We start from the raw sequence: 15,147 nt of genomic DNA, 5'->3' as shown, positions 1-15,147 counted from the left end.
TGCTCGCGGGGGACAGGTTGCGGCGGTCGTGCGGTCCTGCTGCGGTGAAACTGCGTCGCAATACCGCAGCGGGTTCCAGGGCCTGCCGGGGCGAGACGCCTGATGGGCCCCTCGGACGGCAGCGTCGAGTGCCGGCCCGCCCCGCCTGGTGTCTGGGGCGGCGGTGGCCGCACCTGCCCTCAGCGACCGGCAGGTTCCCTTGCCCGGTATCGGCAACGTGTGCCGTCCCTGCCTCACCACCGCCCGCCGGTGGCGACGGGCGGGCTAGTGGGCGCGCCACCTGACCGGCAGTGGGGAGCGGGCGGCCGCTCCCCACTGCCGATGCCTGGCCGGGATAGCGGGAGGGTCAGGAGCTGGCCGACTGGTCGGCCAGGGCCCACAGGGTGGCGCGCTTCCAGAACCGCAGACGCCGTCCTGAGGGCAGGGTCTGGGTCTGGTCGGCGGCTTCCAGGACTGCGGGGGGCAGGGGTTTGGTGGTGGGGTGGTTGAGGATGCGGGCGGCCTCGATGGCGTCGACCAGGTCGGTGGGGTCGCCGGTGCGGCGGGGGTGGTGGCCCGGGGTGCGGGGTGGGCCGGTGGGGCGGGTGCCGCGGGCGGCGCCGTATTTCCAGATGGTGGAGCGGTGCCAGAAGCGGCGTTGGCGGCCGCTGGGCAGGGTCTGGATGTGGTCGGCCCGCTCCAGGAGTTCGGGGGGCAGGTTCTTGGCGCGGCCGTAGCCCAGGATGTGGGCGGCCTGGGTGGAGTTGACCAGTTCGGTGGGGTCGCCGGAGGTGTCCAGGGGGGTCAGGGCGGCGCGTTTGCGGGCGGTGTGGTGCTGGTGGAAGGCCTCGACCTGGTCGGCCCAGAACCACAGCGCGCGGCGTTCTGCGGCCAGGTCGGCGGGGATGGGGTCGGGGAAGCCGGTGGTGGCGCGGTCGCGGTACCAGACGCGGACGGTGGGGATCGAGGCGCCGGTGTGTTCGGCGACGCCGTTGATGTCGAGGGCTAGGCGGTCGTTGATGGTGCGTGCGGTCATGGGCGGGCCTTGGGGTCGGCGGCCGTGGGCCGGGCGGTCTGGTGGGTGGGGGCTGGCATGATGGCGGGTACACGCTGGTGGGCGGCGGCGGGATGACTCTCGTGGTCTCGCCGAACGGCCCTGGTGTGAGATGGCCGGTGGGCTTTTCCGGCCTCCCGTAGGGAGGTGCCCGCCGGCCGTCGCGCGTTCATGACAGGTCGCGTTCCTCGTCCTGGTAGCGGGCGTAGACGCGGTGGGCTTGGCCCAGCAAGTCCATGGGCGTGGTGGCCCGCATGTGGGTGGCGCGGTAGAGCAGAGCTCCCATCGCCTCGGCGGCCAGCTGCTGGTAGGCCGTCTCGATCAGGTGGTCACGGTCGGGCGGGAAGGTGTCCTGCTCGGGTTGGTCGTCGTGCTGGTCTTCGGGTGGGTTCTGGGCGAGCTGATGGTCGGTGAGTCGGGCGGCCAAGGTGATCAGGGAGCTGGCGAGGGTCTGGGCGGGGTGGCCGACGATGGTGTCGCGCTCCAGGAGGGCGGCGATGAGGTCCTCGGGTTGGGCGTCCTGGCCGCCGTAGGTGATCAGGGCGGTTTCGGCGTTGTGCAGGTGGTGGTCCATGGCGGGCTCCTGGGGCCGGTTGGCTGGGGATGATTCGGCGGGCGGGTGCTGGGCGGTGGAGGGTGCGGCACCGTCAGGTGCCGGGCCGGACAGCGCGGCGGCGGCCGTTCAGGCCGCCGCCGCGCTGCCTCCGGCCGAAGAGCGCGCGGCCGCAGGCCGCTCCGCTTCCGCCGGAGGCGGGTCGGCGGCCGTTCAGGCCTGCCGGCCCGTCTTTCCGGCGTGGAACGCGCGGCCGCAGGCCGCACCGCTGTTCGCGGCCGCAGGCCGCCGGCGGAGCCGGGCTCGATGCCCTGGCTCTGCCGATCGCCGCGCGGCGGGTGGCCGCCCCCCGGGGTGGTGTGGGGGCGGCCACCCTTGGGCGGTTAGGCGGTCTTGGTCGCCCGGCTGGTGCGGGTGGCGGTCTTGGCGGTGGTCTTGGCCGTGCTGGCCGTGCGGCGGGTGGGCTTCTTGGCGGGCTGGTCGGGCTGGTCGGTGGTGGTGTTGGCCTTGGTGCTCGCGGCGGGCTTGCGCGTGGTGCGCTTGCGCGCGGGCTGGGCGGCGGGCTCGGCGGGGGCCACCTCGGCGGGGGCCACCTCGGCGGGGGCCACCTCGGCGGGGGCCACCTCGACCGCGTTCGTTTCGGCGGGCTGCGGCACGGTCATCCCGAGCTTGGCGGCGAGTGCGCGGAGGATCACGGTTCGCTGCGCGTCGGTGGGCTGCGTCACCTTCATACCGAGTTCGGCGGCGAGTTCGGCGAGGATCGCGGCTCCCGGCGCGTCAGATCCCGGCTCGGTGGTGGGCTGCTGGGCGGCGGGCTGCTTGGTGGCGGCGGGCTTCTGCTTGCGGTACTTGGGAGCCAGCTTGCCAAGCTCGTGGAGCTTTCCGGCCAGAGCGATGCGCGCCTGCCCCTGACCGGTGACCCATGCCTTGGGGTGCAGGTCGTGAACGACAGCGATGACCCGTTCCCCGGACTTGAACCCGGCGGCAATGTTAATCCCGAGGTCTCCCCACGCGGTCAGCTCGTGACGGACCTTGGCGTTCGCACCGGTCTCGGCAACCCAGTTGCTGCCGACCCAGCGACCCCGGTCGCGGATGATGACCACTTCGGCGAACGCGGTGCCGCCGTCGGTGTAGCCCAGCTTGGGGTCGGCGGCGAGGTAGCCCATGATGATGTTGGCCATGTCAGCCCTTCTCTCGTGTGCGGGGGGCCGGTTTCCGGTCCCGCCCCCCTTGCCGGTCGATCTGTGATAATCGTACCGTCTTCTCGGTCAAAAATGGGGCTGAACTGGCCTTTTTCGTGTCTCAAATTGGTAACGATGACTCGGACCGCCTCTTCGGTGCTGCTTTTCGGGCCGGTGTCCACCGGCGGGCCGCGCTGTGTCGACCACCGCACTCCGCGGGCTGACCGCCTGGCTCAGCCCGCGCCTCGTGACGGCTGCACCGCGCGAAGCGCGGAATCCGGCCCCGACGCCACACTCGCTCACGCCTCCCAGCCACCGACCGGCCGTAGCACCGCGTACACGCCGCACTGGCGGTGCTGGACCGTGTCCTGCCCGCACCGGCGCATCGTTCCGGAGGGGCCTTTGGCGCGAACGGGCCGTCAGGTACGGCCACCTGTTCGCGCCAAAGGCCCCTCCGGGCCGCGGGGGGATTGGGGGGGCGGCGTAGCCCCCCAAGCCCACCCGGCCCGGCCATCGTCCTTCAGCTGCCGGGGCACCCCTCCGCAGCCGCCGAACCCACCAGCACGGGGCAGACATCCTCCGCCTTCTCATGGAGGCCGGACCGCAGCTGGCGGCTGACCTGTCGGCCGGTCCGGTGGGGGGTGATCAGGATCTGGCCGCCGTCGGTCTGGTGCAGCACCTCCACCCAGCCCGGCCGGTCCTCGCAGACCTGCCGGTCGTACACCGTGGTCCAGTACTCGCCGAGCCAGACCCGCTGGCCAGGCTCGGCCTCGCCCAGGGTGGTGGGCTGGCGGCGGGGGGTGCTCCAGGTGGTGACGGGTGCGAACATGGATGACCTCCTTCGGCAGGTGCGGGACGGCGGCTTGGCGCGCGGTGCGGGTGGGGCGGCCGACATCCGGCCGCCCCGCGCCCGATCGGTCAGGCGGCCCTCGGGGTCCGGGCGGGTCCGGCGTAGATGACCGGGACCCGGTACAGGCGGTCCTCCACCACCAGCTCCAGCCCCGGGTAGACGCGGTCACCGCTGCACAGCAGCAGCTCGGTGGCGTCCCGCAGGGTGGGTTCCAGGTGGTGGCTGCGCAGGGCCTCCTCGCACAGGACGGCGTGGAAGTCCGGCCTCCGAGCGGCGGCCAGCAGCCCCGAGGTCACCGCACGCGACAGGCCCGGAAGTTCCCTCCACTGGCGGCGCCGGGGGGTGTTCAGCGGTCGCAGGGCTTCCAGGTGGGCGCCGGGCCGACCCGGGTCGGCGGTGACGATGGTCGCAGGGTTGGCGTCCGGGTGGCTGGTGGCCAGGGCGAGGTTCGACATGACGGTCAGGTCCTTTCGCATGGGTTTCTGCAGAGACGGTGAGGCAGCGTGGGAGGGCCAGGCCAGCGCCTGGCCCTCCCGCTGGCGGGTCAGGCGGCGGTCTTCTTCTTCAGGTTCCGGCCCTGGACGGTGGCCACCTCCCTCGCCCGCTGGGGGTCGATGGCCCCGTCCTTCACGGCGGTCAGGTCGCTGGCGGTCGGGCGGCCCGGCAGCTCAATCCGGGAGACCACGAACTTCGGCATCGGGTCCTTCTGCCGCCCCTTGTCGTCGGTGCCGCCGCCGAAAGCGGTCGGCTCGACCACGTGCAGGATCACCCGCTCGTTCAGCCGCAGGCCGTGCTCCTGGACGAAGGCCGCGACCTCGGGGGTGCCCTCGACGTAGAGCCAGGCGTTCCGACCGCCGCGGGCGTCGTCGCCGTACTCGTAGGCCTGCAGGTAGACGGTGGCCATGAACCCGACCTTCTGGTACGGACGGTCCTTGACGTCGTGGAACTTCGGCTGACGGACGACCTGGGCGGAGAGGGTGAACAGCGCCATGACTTCCTCCTGAAGTCTCGCGCCGGGAGGGGCGGACACCGGGCTGGTGTCCTGGGTGAGGGGCTGACCCCGTCCCGACGGGGCAGGCGCGGCCGCGCGCCTGATCGGCGTGGCCACCGGGCGGCCGGGGCGCCCGAATCTTTTCCTTGCAGGTGGGTTAAGGCCGCCTGGTGGGTTCGGGTGTGGAAAAGATTCGGGTGGCACGGTGTTCGCCGCCCGGTTGCCGCGACGCAGGGCGTGCGGCAGTGTCGGCCTCGGCGGGCGGGGCAGCCCCTCACCCAGGGCGCCAGCTCGGCTGTCGGTTCCTTCCGGCGCGGGACGGAAGGAACCCTTTGCCCAAGCTGTTCACCCACTCCGCCCAGGTCATCCGCCTGCGAGGGGCCCCCTCGACCGCCGGTTTCAAGGTGCCTTCCGGACCGGTCCCGGCGGGATGTCCTTGGGTGCCAGCTGGCCGAAGGTGCGCCTGGCAGGGTCAACCAGGTCTGACGCGGCGGGCGGGTCGTCGCCGCCGCCTTTCGCCTTCGCAGGTGGCTGTGCGACAGCGAGTGCAGGTTCGGGCACCGTGGTGGTCCCCTCAACGCAGGTTGGTGGAGGTGGAACTGGTTTGTGCAGGTCAGTCACTGGGTGAGGGGGCACTGGCGGCGTGAGGGTCGCCCGGCAGGGCCCGGCGCCAGCCGGGCATCGGTGCCCGCAGGGCACCGGGCCGGACGGCCGCAGCCGCGGCCGTTCAGGCCGCGGCTGCGGCCGCCTCCGGCCACGGAACCGGCGGCCGCAGGCCGCTCCGCTTCCGCCGGAGGCGGGTCGGCGGCCGTTCAGGCCCGCCGACCCGCCATTCCGGCGCGGACCGCGCGGCCGAAGGCCGCACCGCTCTGCAACAACTGCCGCAACCGTCGCCTCGGCGGCAGGTCCGCACAGGCCTGCACCGGCGGTCAAAGGTCGTCCAGCGGCAGTGTCGCCTCGGTTTGGGCGGGTCGGGGCGCGGTGGTCGGGGCCGGCAGGCGTTGCCGGAGGTGGTGCCAGGTCGGGCCGTCGTCGTCCAGCAGCAGGTCGGGGACATCCAGCAGGCTGTCTTGGGTGTCGACGAACCGCGTCCAGGCTTGGAGGTGGCGCAGGTTGAGGTCGGGGGCGCGGGTCAGGTACGTGCCGTCTACCGAGTCCGCCCACATGGCCTGGGCGCAGTGCACGGTGCGGCGCTGGCTGTTGACCCTGCCCACATGCACCCATTTGCCGTGGTCGTGGGCGGCGCGGGCGATCTGCGCAGCGACCGCGCTGATCTTCCAGCGGGTTGTTCCTCCGACGAACAAGACATCGAACTCATCCCAGATCCAGGCGCTGTGTTCCCATTCCATGCCGTCCTGCGCGACGAAGGCGGCTTTCATGCCCAGGGCGCGGATGCGTTGGAGCATGGGGGTCGACCGCGCCCAGGTCGCGGCGTGGTCGCCGACGACGTCGGGGGCGGTGGCGGCCAGGATCTGGTCGCCGTGGTGCTGCTGGAGCCGGTCCAGATAGGCCAGGTAGCGGAGATCACCCACGTAGGCGCTGGTGAAGGCGCCGTTGTCGACCAGCACGTGCCGGTAGGCAGGCTCGATGCGGTTGCCCTGCGCCGGGCTGGTGATCATGCCCAGGTGGCCGGAGCGGATCAGGGCGCGGATGGGTTCGGATGAGGGTGGGGTCAGATAGAGCGGGGCCATGGAACGACACCTCTGAGACCACGACCAGCACCTGGCGGACGCTTGTGCCAGGGCTGGCTACGGAGAACAGGTCGAGTCCCGACCGGGGAGGGCGATCGGGGTCCGGCGAGCCGCCATGGGGGGTGGACGCCAGGGTGTGGTGACGGCGTGGGGGCAACGTCGGGGGGCGCGGACCGTTGGTGCTGCACCGAGGCGGCGGGTGGTGGCGCGGGCGGGCCGGGGGTGGCTCGGCGAGTGAGGCAGGAGGCTCAGCTGTCGCGGGGCGGGCCGGGTGGTGGGCGGGTTGGCCACTCGGTGGGCCACCCCCGGCCCGCCCGCGCCACCAGCCGTTGCCGGGCTGCACCCCCGCAGGTAGGTGGAGGTGGTGGGGGCGGCCCGGCGAGACTGGAAGGTCGTGACCGGGCCGCAGGGGTCAGGCCGCGGGCGTGATGGCGGCCGGGGGCGGGGGGATGGGGTTCCAGCCGGTGCTCTCGCACTGGAAGAACTGGTCGCCGACCGCCACCACGTCGCCGACCGACAGGCTGCGGTGCCCCGCGCGGCGGTAGCCCACCGCGCGCGGGTCGACCTCGCCGTGTTCGGGGTCGTGACCCACGTTGAGCACGATGAACATGTCCTCGCAGTGCTCGACCGGGTCGCGGTCGGCGGGACCGGTCGTGCGCAGCGCCTCGTGCAGGACGCTGGTGTCAGAGCCCAACCAGTGGTTGAGGAAGTTGGGATTGAGGAAGACGCGGATCTCCACTTCCTGCTCCTGGGCGTGCAGGAGCAGGAACCGGTCCAGCTCCTGCAGCTGTCGGTGCTTGGTCAGGCGCGCGCTGATGCCGCGGACCAGACCGATGAGCGTCAGGATCAGACGGGCGATGGTCATGAGCATGAAGGGCTCCCTGATGTCGGCGGGGAGGGTAGGTGGGCGCGGCAGGAAGGGCAGGTCCGCCGACGGGGACGGACCTGCCTGCCGGTCACTCGGCGGGGAAGACCTTGTCGAAGTCGCGGGGGTGGAACGCGACGATCTCGCCGCACTGCTCGGCGATCTGCACCATGCTCAGCGCGACCTCGTTCGACATGCCGGTGCGTTCCATCAGCAGCAACGCCGCCTGCATCCAGCCCAGGTCGGGGTGTCCGGCGGGCCCGTCGAGCAGCTGGTGGTCGACTTCCACCAGGTAGTTGGTCAGCCCGTTCGGCCCAGAGACGGCCAGGACACGGAACTGCTGCAGATCGCTGCGCACGCGGTGCTCCTTTCCGCCAGGAGGAGCAGCCGCGCTGCGGGCGGCTTTCGTGGTCGGGGGCCTCCGTCCCGGCGACCAGGACCCCATGAGCTGGCGGTGGGGCGGGGGCATAAGCGAAGCGTTGCGGCCGCCCCACCGGTGGCTCATCCTGGCTCGTCGGGACGGAGGCCTCCGACCGTCGTGCCGATCAAACAGCCGCGGCCGCGACCACGGTGGGCGCCGGGGCCGTTGCAGCGGTCAGCGGTCGATCGTCTATTCGGTGGCGCGCAACCGTTCATCCCAGCAGCATTCGTCGCCGACCCAGCCGTCGTCGTGTCGGTGGGCGGTTGTCGCGTTGACGGACTTGTTGCAGAACTTGCAGGGGACTGCCTTGCCGTTGCCGAGCTTGAAGCAGGACGTCAGCGGCATCCCCGTCACCGGGTAGCGCTTGATGGTGTCGGGGATGCGGATCTTGGCGCGGGGCGTGTGCCGCAGCTGGTCGGTGGACTCCTCGTCCAGTTCCAGGGTGCAGTGCCGGCCGCTGATCTGGGTGATGGTGCCGGTCAGCCCCCGCAAGTAGGCGGGCTTGATGTTGTCGATGGCGATGGTGTCGCCGACCTGCAGACCGGCGGCCCGCAGGTCCTGCAGGTTCTTGTACCGCTGCTTGTAGGCGTCAAGAACCGCCTGCAGGTCGCGTTCTTGGGCGCGGGACAGGATGAAGTCGATGACGTCGGACAGGGGCGGGTGGGGCAAGGGTGTGCCTTTCGGGATGAGGGCCACCGCCGGTCGGTGGCCACACAGCGGGCGCCTCCAGCAGGACTTGCCGGGGCAGACGTCAGCTGGCCCCGGCCAGGACGGCCGGGGCCAGTTGACAGGCCGACGCGCTGCGTCGGCTGGTCGATAGGGCGCACCGACCGCAGGATGGGCAGGCTGGTGCGGCTGGTGGTCAGGTGCCGGGCGGGGGAGGCACCTCCTCGTCCGGGTCGTGCTGGTGACGGTGTAGTGAGTTCACGCGCAGCTCGTCGGCAAGCAACGCCAGATCCAGGCAGGGATGGCCACCATGGCGCGGCGGGCACAGGTGGTACTGCAGATCCGTCCGGCCATAGAGCAGCTGGCTGAAATGGGTCGGAACGGCCATCAGGGTCTGGGCGTGCGCGGAGAAGCACTCCTCGGTCCAGGCATAAAGGCCGCACCCCTCACACAGGATCAGCCGCTCCCAGCCGACGGCGCGTACCTGGGTGTACTCGTCGCTGGGGATGATCTGGAGTTCGCCGGTGGAGGTTTTGATCATCACGAACCGGTCGGTCTCGGCGAAGACCGGACGCAGGTCGTCCCTGATGCGGATGGGCACGGATCGCCTTTCTGCTCGACGGGGGAAACGGGGGGTCGGGCCGGGTAGTGGCCCGGCGTTAGGCGGCCTGGGCAGCGGCAGGCGAGGCCGCGCCTTGGTGTCCGAAGACGATCCAGGCGGTGTCGGTGGCGATGCCCTGGGCCCGCTCGGTCAGGCCGCGTGCGGTGTGTGGGGCCAGTCGGCTGGGGCGCGCCGCGATACGTGTGTGCAGCTGGGCCCGCGACACCAGCGCCAGCCAGGATCGCGCCAGGTGCTGGATCACCAAGGCGTGGATGTCGTGCGGGCAGCTGCAGGCGCGGCGGGACAGGTGGGTGTGCATCCGCTCGACCTGCTCGACCATGGCCATGACCTCTGCTGGGCTGCGCAGGGGGCCGCGCGGCCACGCGGGCAGGTGGGGGCAGGGCGACAGCTCCTGCAGCGCCCGCTCGATCTGGTGCGCGGCCCGCTCCACCGTGGCGACCACCTGGGTGACCACCTGGCGCGGGTCCGGCACGGTGTCCTGGGCGGTGTTCTGGGCGGTGTCCTGGCTGGTGTTCTGGGTGGGGTTCGTCGGCGTCTGGTCGGTGCGCGGAGGCAGGGGGGAAACGGTCATCGCAGGCCCTTTCGGCGGTAAGAGGGGGCAGGCATCGTGGTGTCGGCGGGGACGGTCTGGGCGGCGATCCAGGCGTAGCCGTGCAGGTCCTCAGATGAGCGCTTGGCGAACACCACGCGCTCGGCCAAGGTGATCGCGGCGCTGGTGTCGGTGCGCTGGAAGTCCGGACCGCGGGCGGGGTTGTAGGTCACGCGCACCAGCGGCTCCAGGTCGGGGCTGGAGTTGATGGCTTCGGCCAGGCCGACGCAGTAGGCGTGCACCGAGCGGCGTCCCTGGCGGCGGCAGCGTTCCCACCCAGCCCGCGACACCCGGAACTCCACTCCACCGGCCAGGGTGATGTCGGTCAGGTTGGCGGCCACCCGGCCCTTGCCTGGACCGGCCAGCGGGATGATCGACCACAGCTTGTTGTGCAGGTTGAAGTGCACGCGGACACGCTGGCCGATCAGAAGGTGCGGATCGTCCATGCAGGGCTCCTAAACGAACAGGGCCGCCCGCCCCGGCCGCACGGTGCGGCTGAGGGCGGGCGGCCAGATCAACCGGGAGGGCCGACGGCAGCGCGCTCGGGTGGGCCCGGCTACCGCCGGGTCGGTGCTCGGTGCTGGTGCAGGCGTTCGATCGCCTGGCGGGCTTCGTGTGCTGTGCCGACGATGGCTGAGCGGCGGTGCAGCGACACCCGCCAGCGGCGCGGGCTCAACGTGGTGATGCGGACCGGGCCGATGCCGTCGAACTCCACGACCTCGAACTGTTGGTCCTTGGCGTTGCGGCCGCGGTTGACCCGCCGCCCCGTCAGGCCCGCCAGGGTGACCTTGTCGCGGTTGGCCCAGCGCTCCAGCTGCTGCATCCGGGCTCGAAACCACAGCGGGTCGGCGCTGCGGGGCGTGATGATCCAGGCCAGCATCTGCGTGATGCCGTCGAGCGTGGCGGGAAACTCTGCCTGGTCGTAGTCGTAGAACTGGTCGCGCTTGCTGGCCTGCAGCACACTGCCGGGCCGCCCCCAGCGATAGCCTGGCTCGGCCGGGCCGGTACGGCGCAGCAGCTGGATCTCGCGTCTGTCGGTCGTGCTCGTCTGGTGGTCGACCTCGGTGTGGGACCAGGTATGGGCGCCGGTGTTCGTCCATCGCCGCCAGTGCCAGTGATGGGCCTCCAGCGCCGCTTCGAGCTGCCCAAGCAGTTGCTGGTGCTCCTGGTCGGCTTGCTGCTGGGCGGCCTGCCAGCGCTGCCGGTCGGTCCTCGCCTCGCCCGGGGCGGTCATGACGCGGCCGCCGTCGCGCCGGGCTGCGATCGGGCCCGGCGGGTCTCGGCGGCCGCCAGCACGCAGCACAGCTGGGTGACCACCTCTCGCGGTAGGTTGTGCAGCTCCACCAGGTCGACCCGCTCGGCCTCTTCGCGCAGCGTGAAGCTGGCGCTCATCAGCCGGTCGTGCGCGCTGGACCAGCGCAGACCGGTGGTGCTGCGGCTGGAGAATCTGACGTGACCTTCCCGGGTGCCGGGCAGGATGAGACTGATCTGGCCGGCCAGCTGGGCGCGCCGCGCGTCCTGGTGGGCGCATTGGGCCTGGTGGACCCGGACCCGGGCTAGCGCCGTGGTGTAGGCCGGCAGCAGCCGCCGCACGATCTCTTGCGCGATGACGGCGGCTCCTCGGCTGGTCATCACGGTGATGGACGGCGCCCGCACGTCCCGGGGCCGCGGGCCGCGGGGGAAGCGGCCCCCGATCTCCACGCGGGCGGTGGACAGGTAAGAGACGTAGCGGACATACAGCAGGTGGCCATCGCCGCGCGTCAGCTCGCACGTCATCTGGCTGCCGTTGCGGCTCACCACCGGCGGCGCCACCTGCCAGGCGGCGCCCAGTTCGGCCGCCACTGCGGCGGCCAGCGCAGGCAGCTCATCGGCCCCGATCGGCTCCTTCATCAGCGTGTCCTCTCCGGAGGCCGCCTCGCGCCCCTGATCGGCCAGAGGCGCGAGGCGGCGTGGGTCATGCTGCAGGTCATGCAGGGTGCGCCGAGCGCTAGATCAGCTGGCTTCGGCGGGCGCACAGGTGGTGTCGGCCCGCGGGGTCGTGGCCGGGGCCTCGACCTCCGCCAAGCCCTCAGCCTCCGCCACGCTCTCGGCCTCGGCCTCGGTCTCGGCCCGGAGCTGGTCCTGGATCACCTGCTCCATCAGCTGCAACGCCAACGGGACTGGCAGGTTGATCAGTCGCAGATTGACGCGGTCGTCCAGAGGCCGCTTCGTCCAGTTGATGCGGTCGCTCGGAATTCGCGTGGTCAGCTCCACGCTGGTGCCGGCGGCGGTCGAATCCCGCACCAGGTGCAGCGATCCGCCCCCGTAGTTCAGGTACGGCTCGCCCCTCATGGGCGCGATGCTGACGGCCTTGTTGTACAGGTCCTGCAGTTCCTGGTGCCGGCGGCTGACCTGCTTCTGGTGCTCGCGCAGGCGTTTGAGGGTGGCGTCGTAGACCGGCAGCAGCTTGGTCTGCAGGGACGCGGCGATCGACGACGGCTTGCGGTGGGCCGCGGCCTTGTAGACCACCTTGGTCATGTCGTAGGGCAGGTAGGGCCCGCAGTGGTCGAAGGTCGCGGTCACCAGGATGCGGTCGCAGATCCAGGGGTCGAGGTAGGTGATCTGCAGGCGGCGGCCGTCGGTGTGGACCAGCTCGCCCCTGGCCGGCTCGTGGTCGCTCTGGCTCGGCTGGACCGCCGGGGCGCTCCAGCCCTCGCCCAGTTCCTTGGCGATCTGCTGGGCCAGGTCGGTGAGGGTGTCCATGGATCTCCTTGTCGTGGCGATGGAAACCAGACGGTCCGGGCCAGATGCGTGGGATCTGGCCCGGACCGCGGAGGTCGGCGAGGGGAAGGGGTTAGAACGGCACCGGCAGGTCCGAACGGCTGGCGGTGTTCCAGGGGTCCGCGGTCGCTCCGCCGTCGCTGCCCCACCCGGGCACGGCGGCCGGGGCGGTGCCGCTGTCGGCCGCGGACTCGAACCCGTTGACCTTGGTCCGCTGGGCCTTGGTGACCTTGGCGGTGGCGTAGCGCAGGGACGGGCCCACCTCGTTGACGTCGACCTCGTAGACGGTGCGTTTCTCGCCGGCCTTGGTCTCGTAGGAGCGCTGCTTGAGGCGTCCGTGCACGATCACGCGCGCCCCTTGGGGGAGGGCGGACTCGCACAGGTGCTCGGCGGCCTGCTGCCAGACCGTGCAGGTCAGGAACAGGGTCTCGCCGTCCCGCCAGGTGTCGGCCTGGCGGTCAAAGACCCGCGGGGTCGAGGCGAGACGCAAGGAGCACACGGCCTTGCCGCTGTTGGTGAAGCGCAGGACCGGCTCCTCCACCAGGTTGCCGATCAGGGTGATCTCGGTTTCGCCTGCCATTGGTGGCTCCCTTCTCGCAGGCGTCGGATGGTCAGTTCGTGCCGCCACTGCGTCTTCCGGTGTCGCGGCGGCAAGAGCGCAGGTCAGCGAAGGATCTGGGGGTGGGGTTGGAGGGCTGGTGCACAACGTCGGCGTTTAAGGGCCGGGCGTCGGACCTCGTGGGTTCCCGTCATCGGGCTCGCCGGAGGGGGCGCCGGCGCGCCTGGTCGCGCAGCAGCGCGGCCGTCTCGCCGATGCCCCACTGCTCCACCAGGCAGCGCAGCTGCTCACCCAGGCCGCTGTTGTTGATGAACGAGGCCTCGGCCAACAGCGCGTCGTGCACCGCTTCGTCCAGGTCCTCGCTGGCCGCCCCCAAGCGCGCTGCCATCTTCTGCAGCACCGCCATCTCCCGCCCGGTGTCCTGGCAAAGGTCGACCTGCGATTCCCCCTCGTCGCCGCGGACGGTGAAGACCGTGGCGGTCGTTCCGGGACGGCGCTGGGCGGCTCGTGCCTGCCAGGCCGCCGCCTGCGGCGAGGATGCCTCGGCTTCGATCTCCCAACTGACCAGGTACAACATCGCAACCTCCGTTCTGGTGATGGACACCGTCGCCCCGGCCCGGTCGCTGCGCTAGTGACCAGACAGGGCGGCGGGCTTGGGGACTCAGGAGGACCGGCGGGATCGGGATGTCGAGCTGGCGCGGCCACCTCAGTGGCTGGGCTCGTAGGCCTCGTCCGGTGCCCGGTGGGCGGTGGGGTGTTGGCGATGCCAGCTGGCGGTCCAGCGGGCGTCCGACCGGTCGGCGGCCGGGTAGTACCAGCCGCACGAGCACACCGCCCAGCAGAAGCTGTCGTAGCAGTGCGATCCGCTCTCGTTGATGTAGTGGCCGGCGGGCTGGGTGGTGTAGGTCAGGTGGCGGGCTTCCGGTGCCAGGTCGCGCAGGATGGCGTCGGCGACCTGCGCGGTCGCGCGGTCGTGCCAGGGGCCGTCGAGGGTCAGCCGGAGACCGCCGGTGGTGGTGCTGGCGTCCAGGACGCCGGGCCGGATGATGAGCTCGGCGCCGGGCACGGCGGCGCGCACCGATCCGTCTTTGCGCGGCCACCGGCGCGCGCGGTTGCGGCGCATCTTCATGCCTTCGGCCACCGACGCCGGGGCGAAGAGTGGGCGGGTGCCGCTGCTGGGGTCGGTGGGGGCGCGGTGGAACACCTCGGCCACGGTCCGAACGGCGTCCTGGGCCAGGCATGCGCCGTGCAGGACGGCCAGTGCGATCCGGTGACCAGCGGGGTTGGTCAGGGTGATGCGCTGGTGTCCGGTGCCGTTGCTGCGGGCGGCGATGGTGCCGCCGGGCAGGTCCACACGATGGGCGCGGTGGCCGTTGGCCAGGGCGCGCGTGAGGGCGACCAGAGCGAGGTGTTCGTGGTGGCGGGGAGTGGGCGCGGGTCGGTAGCCGCGCCGCTGGGTGGGGGAGTGCTGAGGGGCAACGCTGGTCATGGGCTCTCCGCTGCGGGGAAGTGCTCTTGACGCGGTCACATCGGGTGGTACAGCGCCAGGGTCGAAAACATGTGCGCGCCCACCGCAAGGATCAAAAACAGCAGGCCCCGGGCTCGCTCCCATGCCTTGTCCTGCGGGTCGTCCACGACCGTGGCGTGCACGAACGACACCACCGAGATCAGAAGGAAGATCAAGGCGAAGGTCAGCAGTAGCGCCGGAGCCATGGGCGGTTCCTTTCCATCTGCGGGATCAGCGGCCCGCGCTGGCTGGCGCGCCAGCCAGCGCGGGCGCGTCGATCACGGTGTGGTCGGGGGGACCAGGTCGGCGCGGAGTTGGTCGAGCCAGTCCCGGGCGGCTTGCAGGTGCTGGGCGGTCAGGCCGCGCAAGGCGTCGACGGTGATGACCTGGTGCGGGCCGACTCCATCGAGCTCGGCCAGCGCGGCGGCGGCGTCGGGCTCGTCCTCCAACCACACGAACGGGCGCCTGGCCGCCCAGGCCGCCAGCTTCTTGGCCTTCCACTGCCCGACCGTCAGCCGCGAGTCGGGGCCGGATCGGGGGCGGTGGCCGATGTCGACCCAGGGCAGCTCGGGAAGTCCGATACGCGGCCCGATCTTGGGGTTGGCGTGCTGGGACCAGGTGGTGCCCCACACCAGCTGCGCGCCGGTGGTCTCGGCCAGCGCCAGCAGGGCCGCGCCGTGCGTCGGGTTGAGCGCGACCTGGTACTGGCGGCGCCGTCCCTTTTCCGCGAGGGTGATGCGGTGGACGGTGTAGCCGTCCTGGAGCTTGCCCAAGGGGTTGAGCACGCCGTCGACGTCGATGAACACGATGGGCTCCACGGTGGACTGCACGATGGGCTGCACGGTGGGTTCCTTTCTGC

21 protein-coding genes are annotated in these 15,147 nt (G+C 71.6%); all 21 read right to left on the bottom strand.

Annotated elements, in window-relative coordinates:
• Positions 1–346 precede the first annotated feature (346 nt).
• Entirely contained in the window at positions 347–1,015 is a 669-nt protein-coding gene (locus AKI01S_RS20205; protein ID WP_067819929.1) for a hypothetical protein, read from the bottom strand.
• Between the two features lie 187 nt (positions 1,016–1,202).
• The gene (locus AKI01S_RS20200) at positions 1,203–1,607 is read right to left on the bottom strand and encodes a hypothetical protein (RefSeq protein WP_067819926.1); all 405 of its coding nucleotides are present in this window, start codon (positions 1,605–1,607) and stop codon (positions 1,203–1,205) included.
• Between the two features lie 362 nt (positions 1,608–1,969).
• Positions 1,970–2,767: a single-stranded DNA-binding protein gene (locus tag AKI01S_RS20195; RefSeq protein WP_067819924.1), complete on the bottom strand. Its 798-nt coding sequence runs from the start codon at positions 2,765–2,767 to the stop codon at positions 1,970–1,972.
• Positions 2,768–3,287: 520 nt separating this feature from the next.
• The gene (locus tag AKI01S_RS20190) at positions 3,288–3,596 is read right to left on the bottom strand and encodes a hypothetical protein (RefSeq protein WP_067819921.1); all 309 of its coding nucleotides are present in this window, start codon (positions 3,594–3,596) and stop codon (positions 3,288–3,290) included.
• A gap of 89 nt (positions 3,597–3,685) precedes the next feature.
• Complete coding sequence (locus AKI01S_RS20185; protein WP_067819919.1) at positions 3,686–4,072, bottom strand: hypothetical protein; 387 nt, start codon at positions 4,070–4,072, stop codon at positions 3,686–3,688.
• Positions 4,073–4,161: 89 nt separating this feature from the next.
• Positions 4,162–4,608 carry a hypothetical protein gene (locus tag AKI01S_RS20180; protein ID WP_067819915.1) on the bottom strand — a complete coding sequence of 149 codons (447 nt, stop codon included), beginning with the start codon at positions 4,606–4,608 and terminating at the stop codon, positions 4,162–4,164.
• A gap of 929 nt (positions 4,609–5,537) precedes the next feature.
• Positions 5,538–6,299 carry a hypothetical protein gene (locus tag AKI01S_RS20175; protein ID WP_067819911.1) on the bottom strand — a complete coding sequence of 254 codons (762 nt, stop codon included), beginning with the start codon at positions 6,297–6,299 and terminating at the stop codon, positions 5,538–5,540.
• Between the two features lie 412 nt (positions 6,300–6,711).
• On the bottom strand, positions 6,712–7,170 hold the full coding sequence (locus AKI01S_RS20170) for a hypothetical protein (protein WP_067819908.1): 459 nt from the start codon (positions 7,168–7,170) through the stop codon (positions 6,712–6,714).
• Positions 7,171–7,255: 85 nt separating this feature from the next.
• Positions 7,256–7,522, bottom strand: a complete 267-nt coding sequence (locus AKI01S_RS20165) for a hypothetical protein (protein ID WP_067819905.1) — start codon at positions 7,520–7,522, stop codon at positions 7,256–7,258.
• A 252-nt stretch (positions 7,523–7,774) separates the two neighbouring features.
• Entirely contained in the window at positions 7,775–8,254 is a 480-nt protein-coding gene (locus AKI01S_RS20160; RefSeq protein ID WP_067819901.1) for a hypothetical protein, read from the bottom strand.
• Between the two features lie 193 nt (positions 8,255–8,447).
• The gene (locus tag AKI01S_RS20155) at positions 8,448–8,852 is read right to left on the bottom strand and encodes a hypothetical protein (RefSeq protein ID WP_067819898.1); all 405 of its coding nucleotides are present in this window, start codon (positions 8,850–8,852) and stop codon (positions 8,448–8,450) included.
• A gap of 58 nt (positions 8,853–8,910) precedes the next feature.
• Positions 8,911–9,444 (bottom strand): hypothetical protein, encoded by a 534-nt coding sequence (locus tag AKI01S_RS20150; RefSeq protein WP_067819895.1) that lies wholly within the window; start codon positions 9,442–9,444, stop codon positions 8,911–8,913.
• On the bottom strand, positions 9,441–9,908 hold the full coding sequence (locus AKI01S_RS20145) for a L5-gp82 domain-containing phage-derived protein (RefSeq protein ID WP_067819891.1): 468 nt from the start codon (positions 9,906–9,908) through the stop codon (positions 9,441–9,443). The genes AKI01S_RS20150 and AKI01S_RS20145 overlap by 4 nt, the downstream gene beginning before the upstream one ends.
• A gap of 110 nt (positions 9,909–10,018) precedes the next feature.
• Positions 10,019–10,696 (bottom strand): hypothetical protein, encoded by a 678-nt coding sequence (locus AKI01S_RS20140; RefSeq protein WP_067819886.1) that lies wholly within the window; start codon positions 10,694–10,696, stop codon positions 10,019–10,021.
• Positions 10,693–11,352 (bottom strand): hypothetical protein, encoded by a 660-nt coding sequence (locus AKI01S_RS20135; protein WP_067819882.1) that lies wholly within the window; start codon positions 11,350–11,352, stop codon positions 10,693–10,695. Before AKI01S_RS20135 ends, AKI01S_RS20140 begins: the two co-directional genes overlap by 4 nt.
• A gap of 102 nt (positions 11,353–11,454) precedes the next feature.
• Positions 11,455–12,204: a hypothetical protein gene (locus tag AKI01S_RS20130; RefSeq protein WP_067819879.1), complete on the bottom strand. Its 750-nt coding sequence runs from the start codon at positions 12,202–12,204 to the stop codon at positions 11,455–11,457.
• Positions 12,205–12,295: 91 nt separating this feature from the next.
• Positions 12,296–12,802 (bottom strand): single-stranded DNA-binding protein, encoded by a 507-nt coding sequence (locus AKI01S_RS20125; protein ID WP_067819875.1) that lies wholly within the window; start codon positions 12,800–12,802, stop codon positions 12,296–12,298.
• Between the two features lie 169 nt (positions 12,803–12,971).
• A complete protein-coding gene (locus AKI01S_RS20120; RefSeq protein WP_067819872.1) occupies positions 12,972–13,358 on the bottom strand; it encodes a hypothetical protein in 387 nt (128 codons plus the stop codon).
• Positions 13,359–13,487: 129 nt separating this feature from the next.
• Positions 13,488–14,270: a hypothetical protein gene (locus tag AKI01S_RS20115; protein WP_067819868.1), complete on the bottom strand. Its 783-nt coding sequence runs from the start codon at positions 14,268–14,270 to the stop codon at positions 13,488–13,490.
• A gap of 35 nt (positions 14,271–14,305) precedes the next feature.
• Positions 14,306–14,494: a hypothetical protein gene (locus tag AKI01S_RS20110; protein ID WP_067819865.1), complete on the bottom strand. Its 189-nt coding sequence runs from the start codon at positions 14,492–14,494 to the stop codon at positions 14,306–14,308.
• Positions 14,495–14,566: 72 nt separating this feature from the next.
• On the bottom strand, positions 14,567–15,130 hold the full coding sequence (locus AKI01S_RS20105) for an HAD domain-containing protein (RefSeq protein WP_083999897.1): 564 nt from the start codon (positions 15,128–15,130) through the stop codon (positions 14,567–14,569).
• Positions 15,131–15,147: the final 17 nt, after the last annotated feature.

Source organism: Actinomadura kijaniata NBRC 14229 (genome assembly GCF_001552175.1).
GTDB classification, from domain to species: Bacteria; Actinomycetota; Actinomycetes; order Streptosporangiales; family Streptosporangiaceae; genus Spirillospora; species Spirillospora kijaniata.
Note: the sequence above shows the minus strand (reverse complement) of the source record. Positions and strands in the feature narration are given on the sequence as shown.

What these genes read in the sequence shown, in the direction of transcription:
- AKI01S_RS20205 (WP_067819929.1), bottom strand. Translation starts at nt 1,015, where the DNA reads ATGACCGCACGCACCATCAACGACCGCCTAGCCCTCGACATCAACGGC.
- AKI01S_RS20200 (WP_067819926.1), bottom strand. Translation starts at nt 1,607, where the DNA reads ATGGACCACCACCTGCACAACGCCGAAACCGCCCTGATCACCTACGGC.
- AKI01S_RS20195 (WP_067819924.1), bottom strand. Translation starts at nt 2,767, where the DNA reads ATGGCCAACATCATCATGGGCTACCTCGCCGCCGACCCCAAGCTGGGC.
- AKI01S_RS20190 (WP_067819921.1), bottom strand. Translation starts at nt 3,596, where the DNA reads ATGTTCGCACCCGTCACCACCTGGAGCACCCCCCGCCGCCAGCCCACC.
- AKI01S_RS20185 (WP_067819919.1), bottom strand. Translation starts at nt 4,072, where the DNA reads ATGTCGAACCTCGCCCTGGCCACCAGCCACCCGGACGCCAACCCTGCG.
- AKI01S_RS20180 (WP_067819915.1), bottom strand. Translation starts at nt 4,608, where the DNA reads ATGGCGCTGTTCACCCTCTCCGCCCAGGTCGTCCGTCAGCCGAAGTTC.
- AKI01S_RS20175 (WP_067819911.1), bottom strand. Translation starts at nt 6,299, where the DNA reads ATGGCCCCGCTCTATCTGACCCCACCCTCATCCGAACCCATCCGCGCC.
- AKI01S_RS20170 (WP_067819908.1), bottom strand. Translation starts at nt 7,170, where the DNA reads ATGCTCATGACCATCGCCCGTCTGATCCTGACGCTCATCGGTCTGGTC.
- AKI01S_RS20150 (WP_067819895.1), bottom strand. Translation starts at nt 9,444, where the DNA reads ATGACCGTTTCCCCCCTGCCTCCGCGCACCGACCAGACGCCGACGAAC.
- AKI01S_RS20145 (WP_067819891.1), bottom strand. Translation starts at nt 9,908, where the DNA reads ATGGACGATCCGCACCTTCTGATCGGCCAGCGTGTCCGCGTGCACTTC.
- AKI01S_RS20140 (WP_067819886.1), bottom strand. Translation starts at nt 10,696, where the DNA reads ATGACCGCCCCGGGCGAGGCGAGGACCGACCGGCAGCGCTGGCAGGCC.
- AKI01S_RS20135 (WP_067819882.1), bottom strand. Translation starts at nt 11,352, where the DNA reads ATGAAGGAGCCGATCGGGGCCGATGAGCTGCCTGCGCTGGCCGCCGCA.
- AKI01S_RS20130 (WP_067819879.1), bottom strand. Translation starts at nt 12,204, where the DNA reads ATGGACACCCTCACCGACCTGGCCCAGCAGATCGCCAAGGAACTGGGC.
- AKI01S_RS20125 (WP_067819875.1), bottom strand. Translation starts at nt 12,802, where the DNA reads ATGGCAGGCGAAACCGAGATCACCCTGATCGGCAACCTGGTGGAGGAG.
- AKI01S_RS20120 (WP_067819872.1), bottom strand. Translation starts at nt 13,358, where the DNA reads ATGTTGTACCTGGTCAGTTGGGAGATCGAAGCCGAGGCATCCTCGCCG.
- AKI01S_RS20115 (WP_067819868.1), bottom strand. Translation starts at nt 14,270, where the DNA reads ATGACCAGCGTTGCCCCTCAGCACTCCCCCACCCAGCGGCGCGGCTAC.
- AKI01S_RS20110 (WP_067819865.1), bottom strand. Translation starts at nt 14,494, where the DNA reads ATGGCTCCGGCGCTACTGCTGACCTTCGCCTTGATCTTCCTTCTGATC.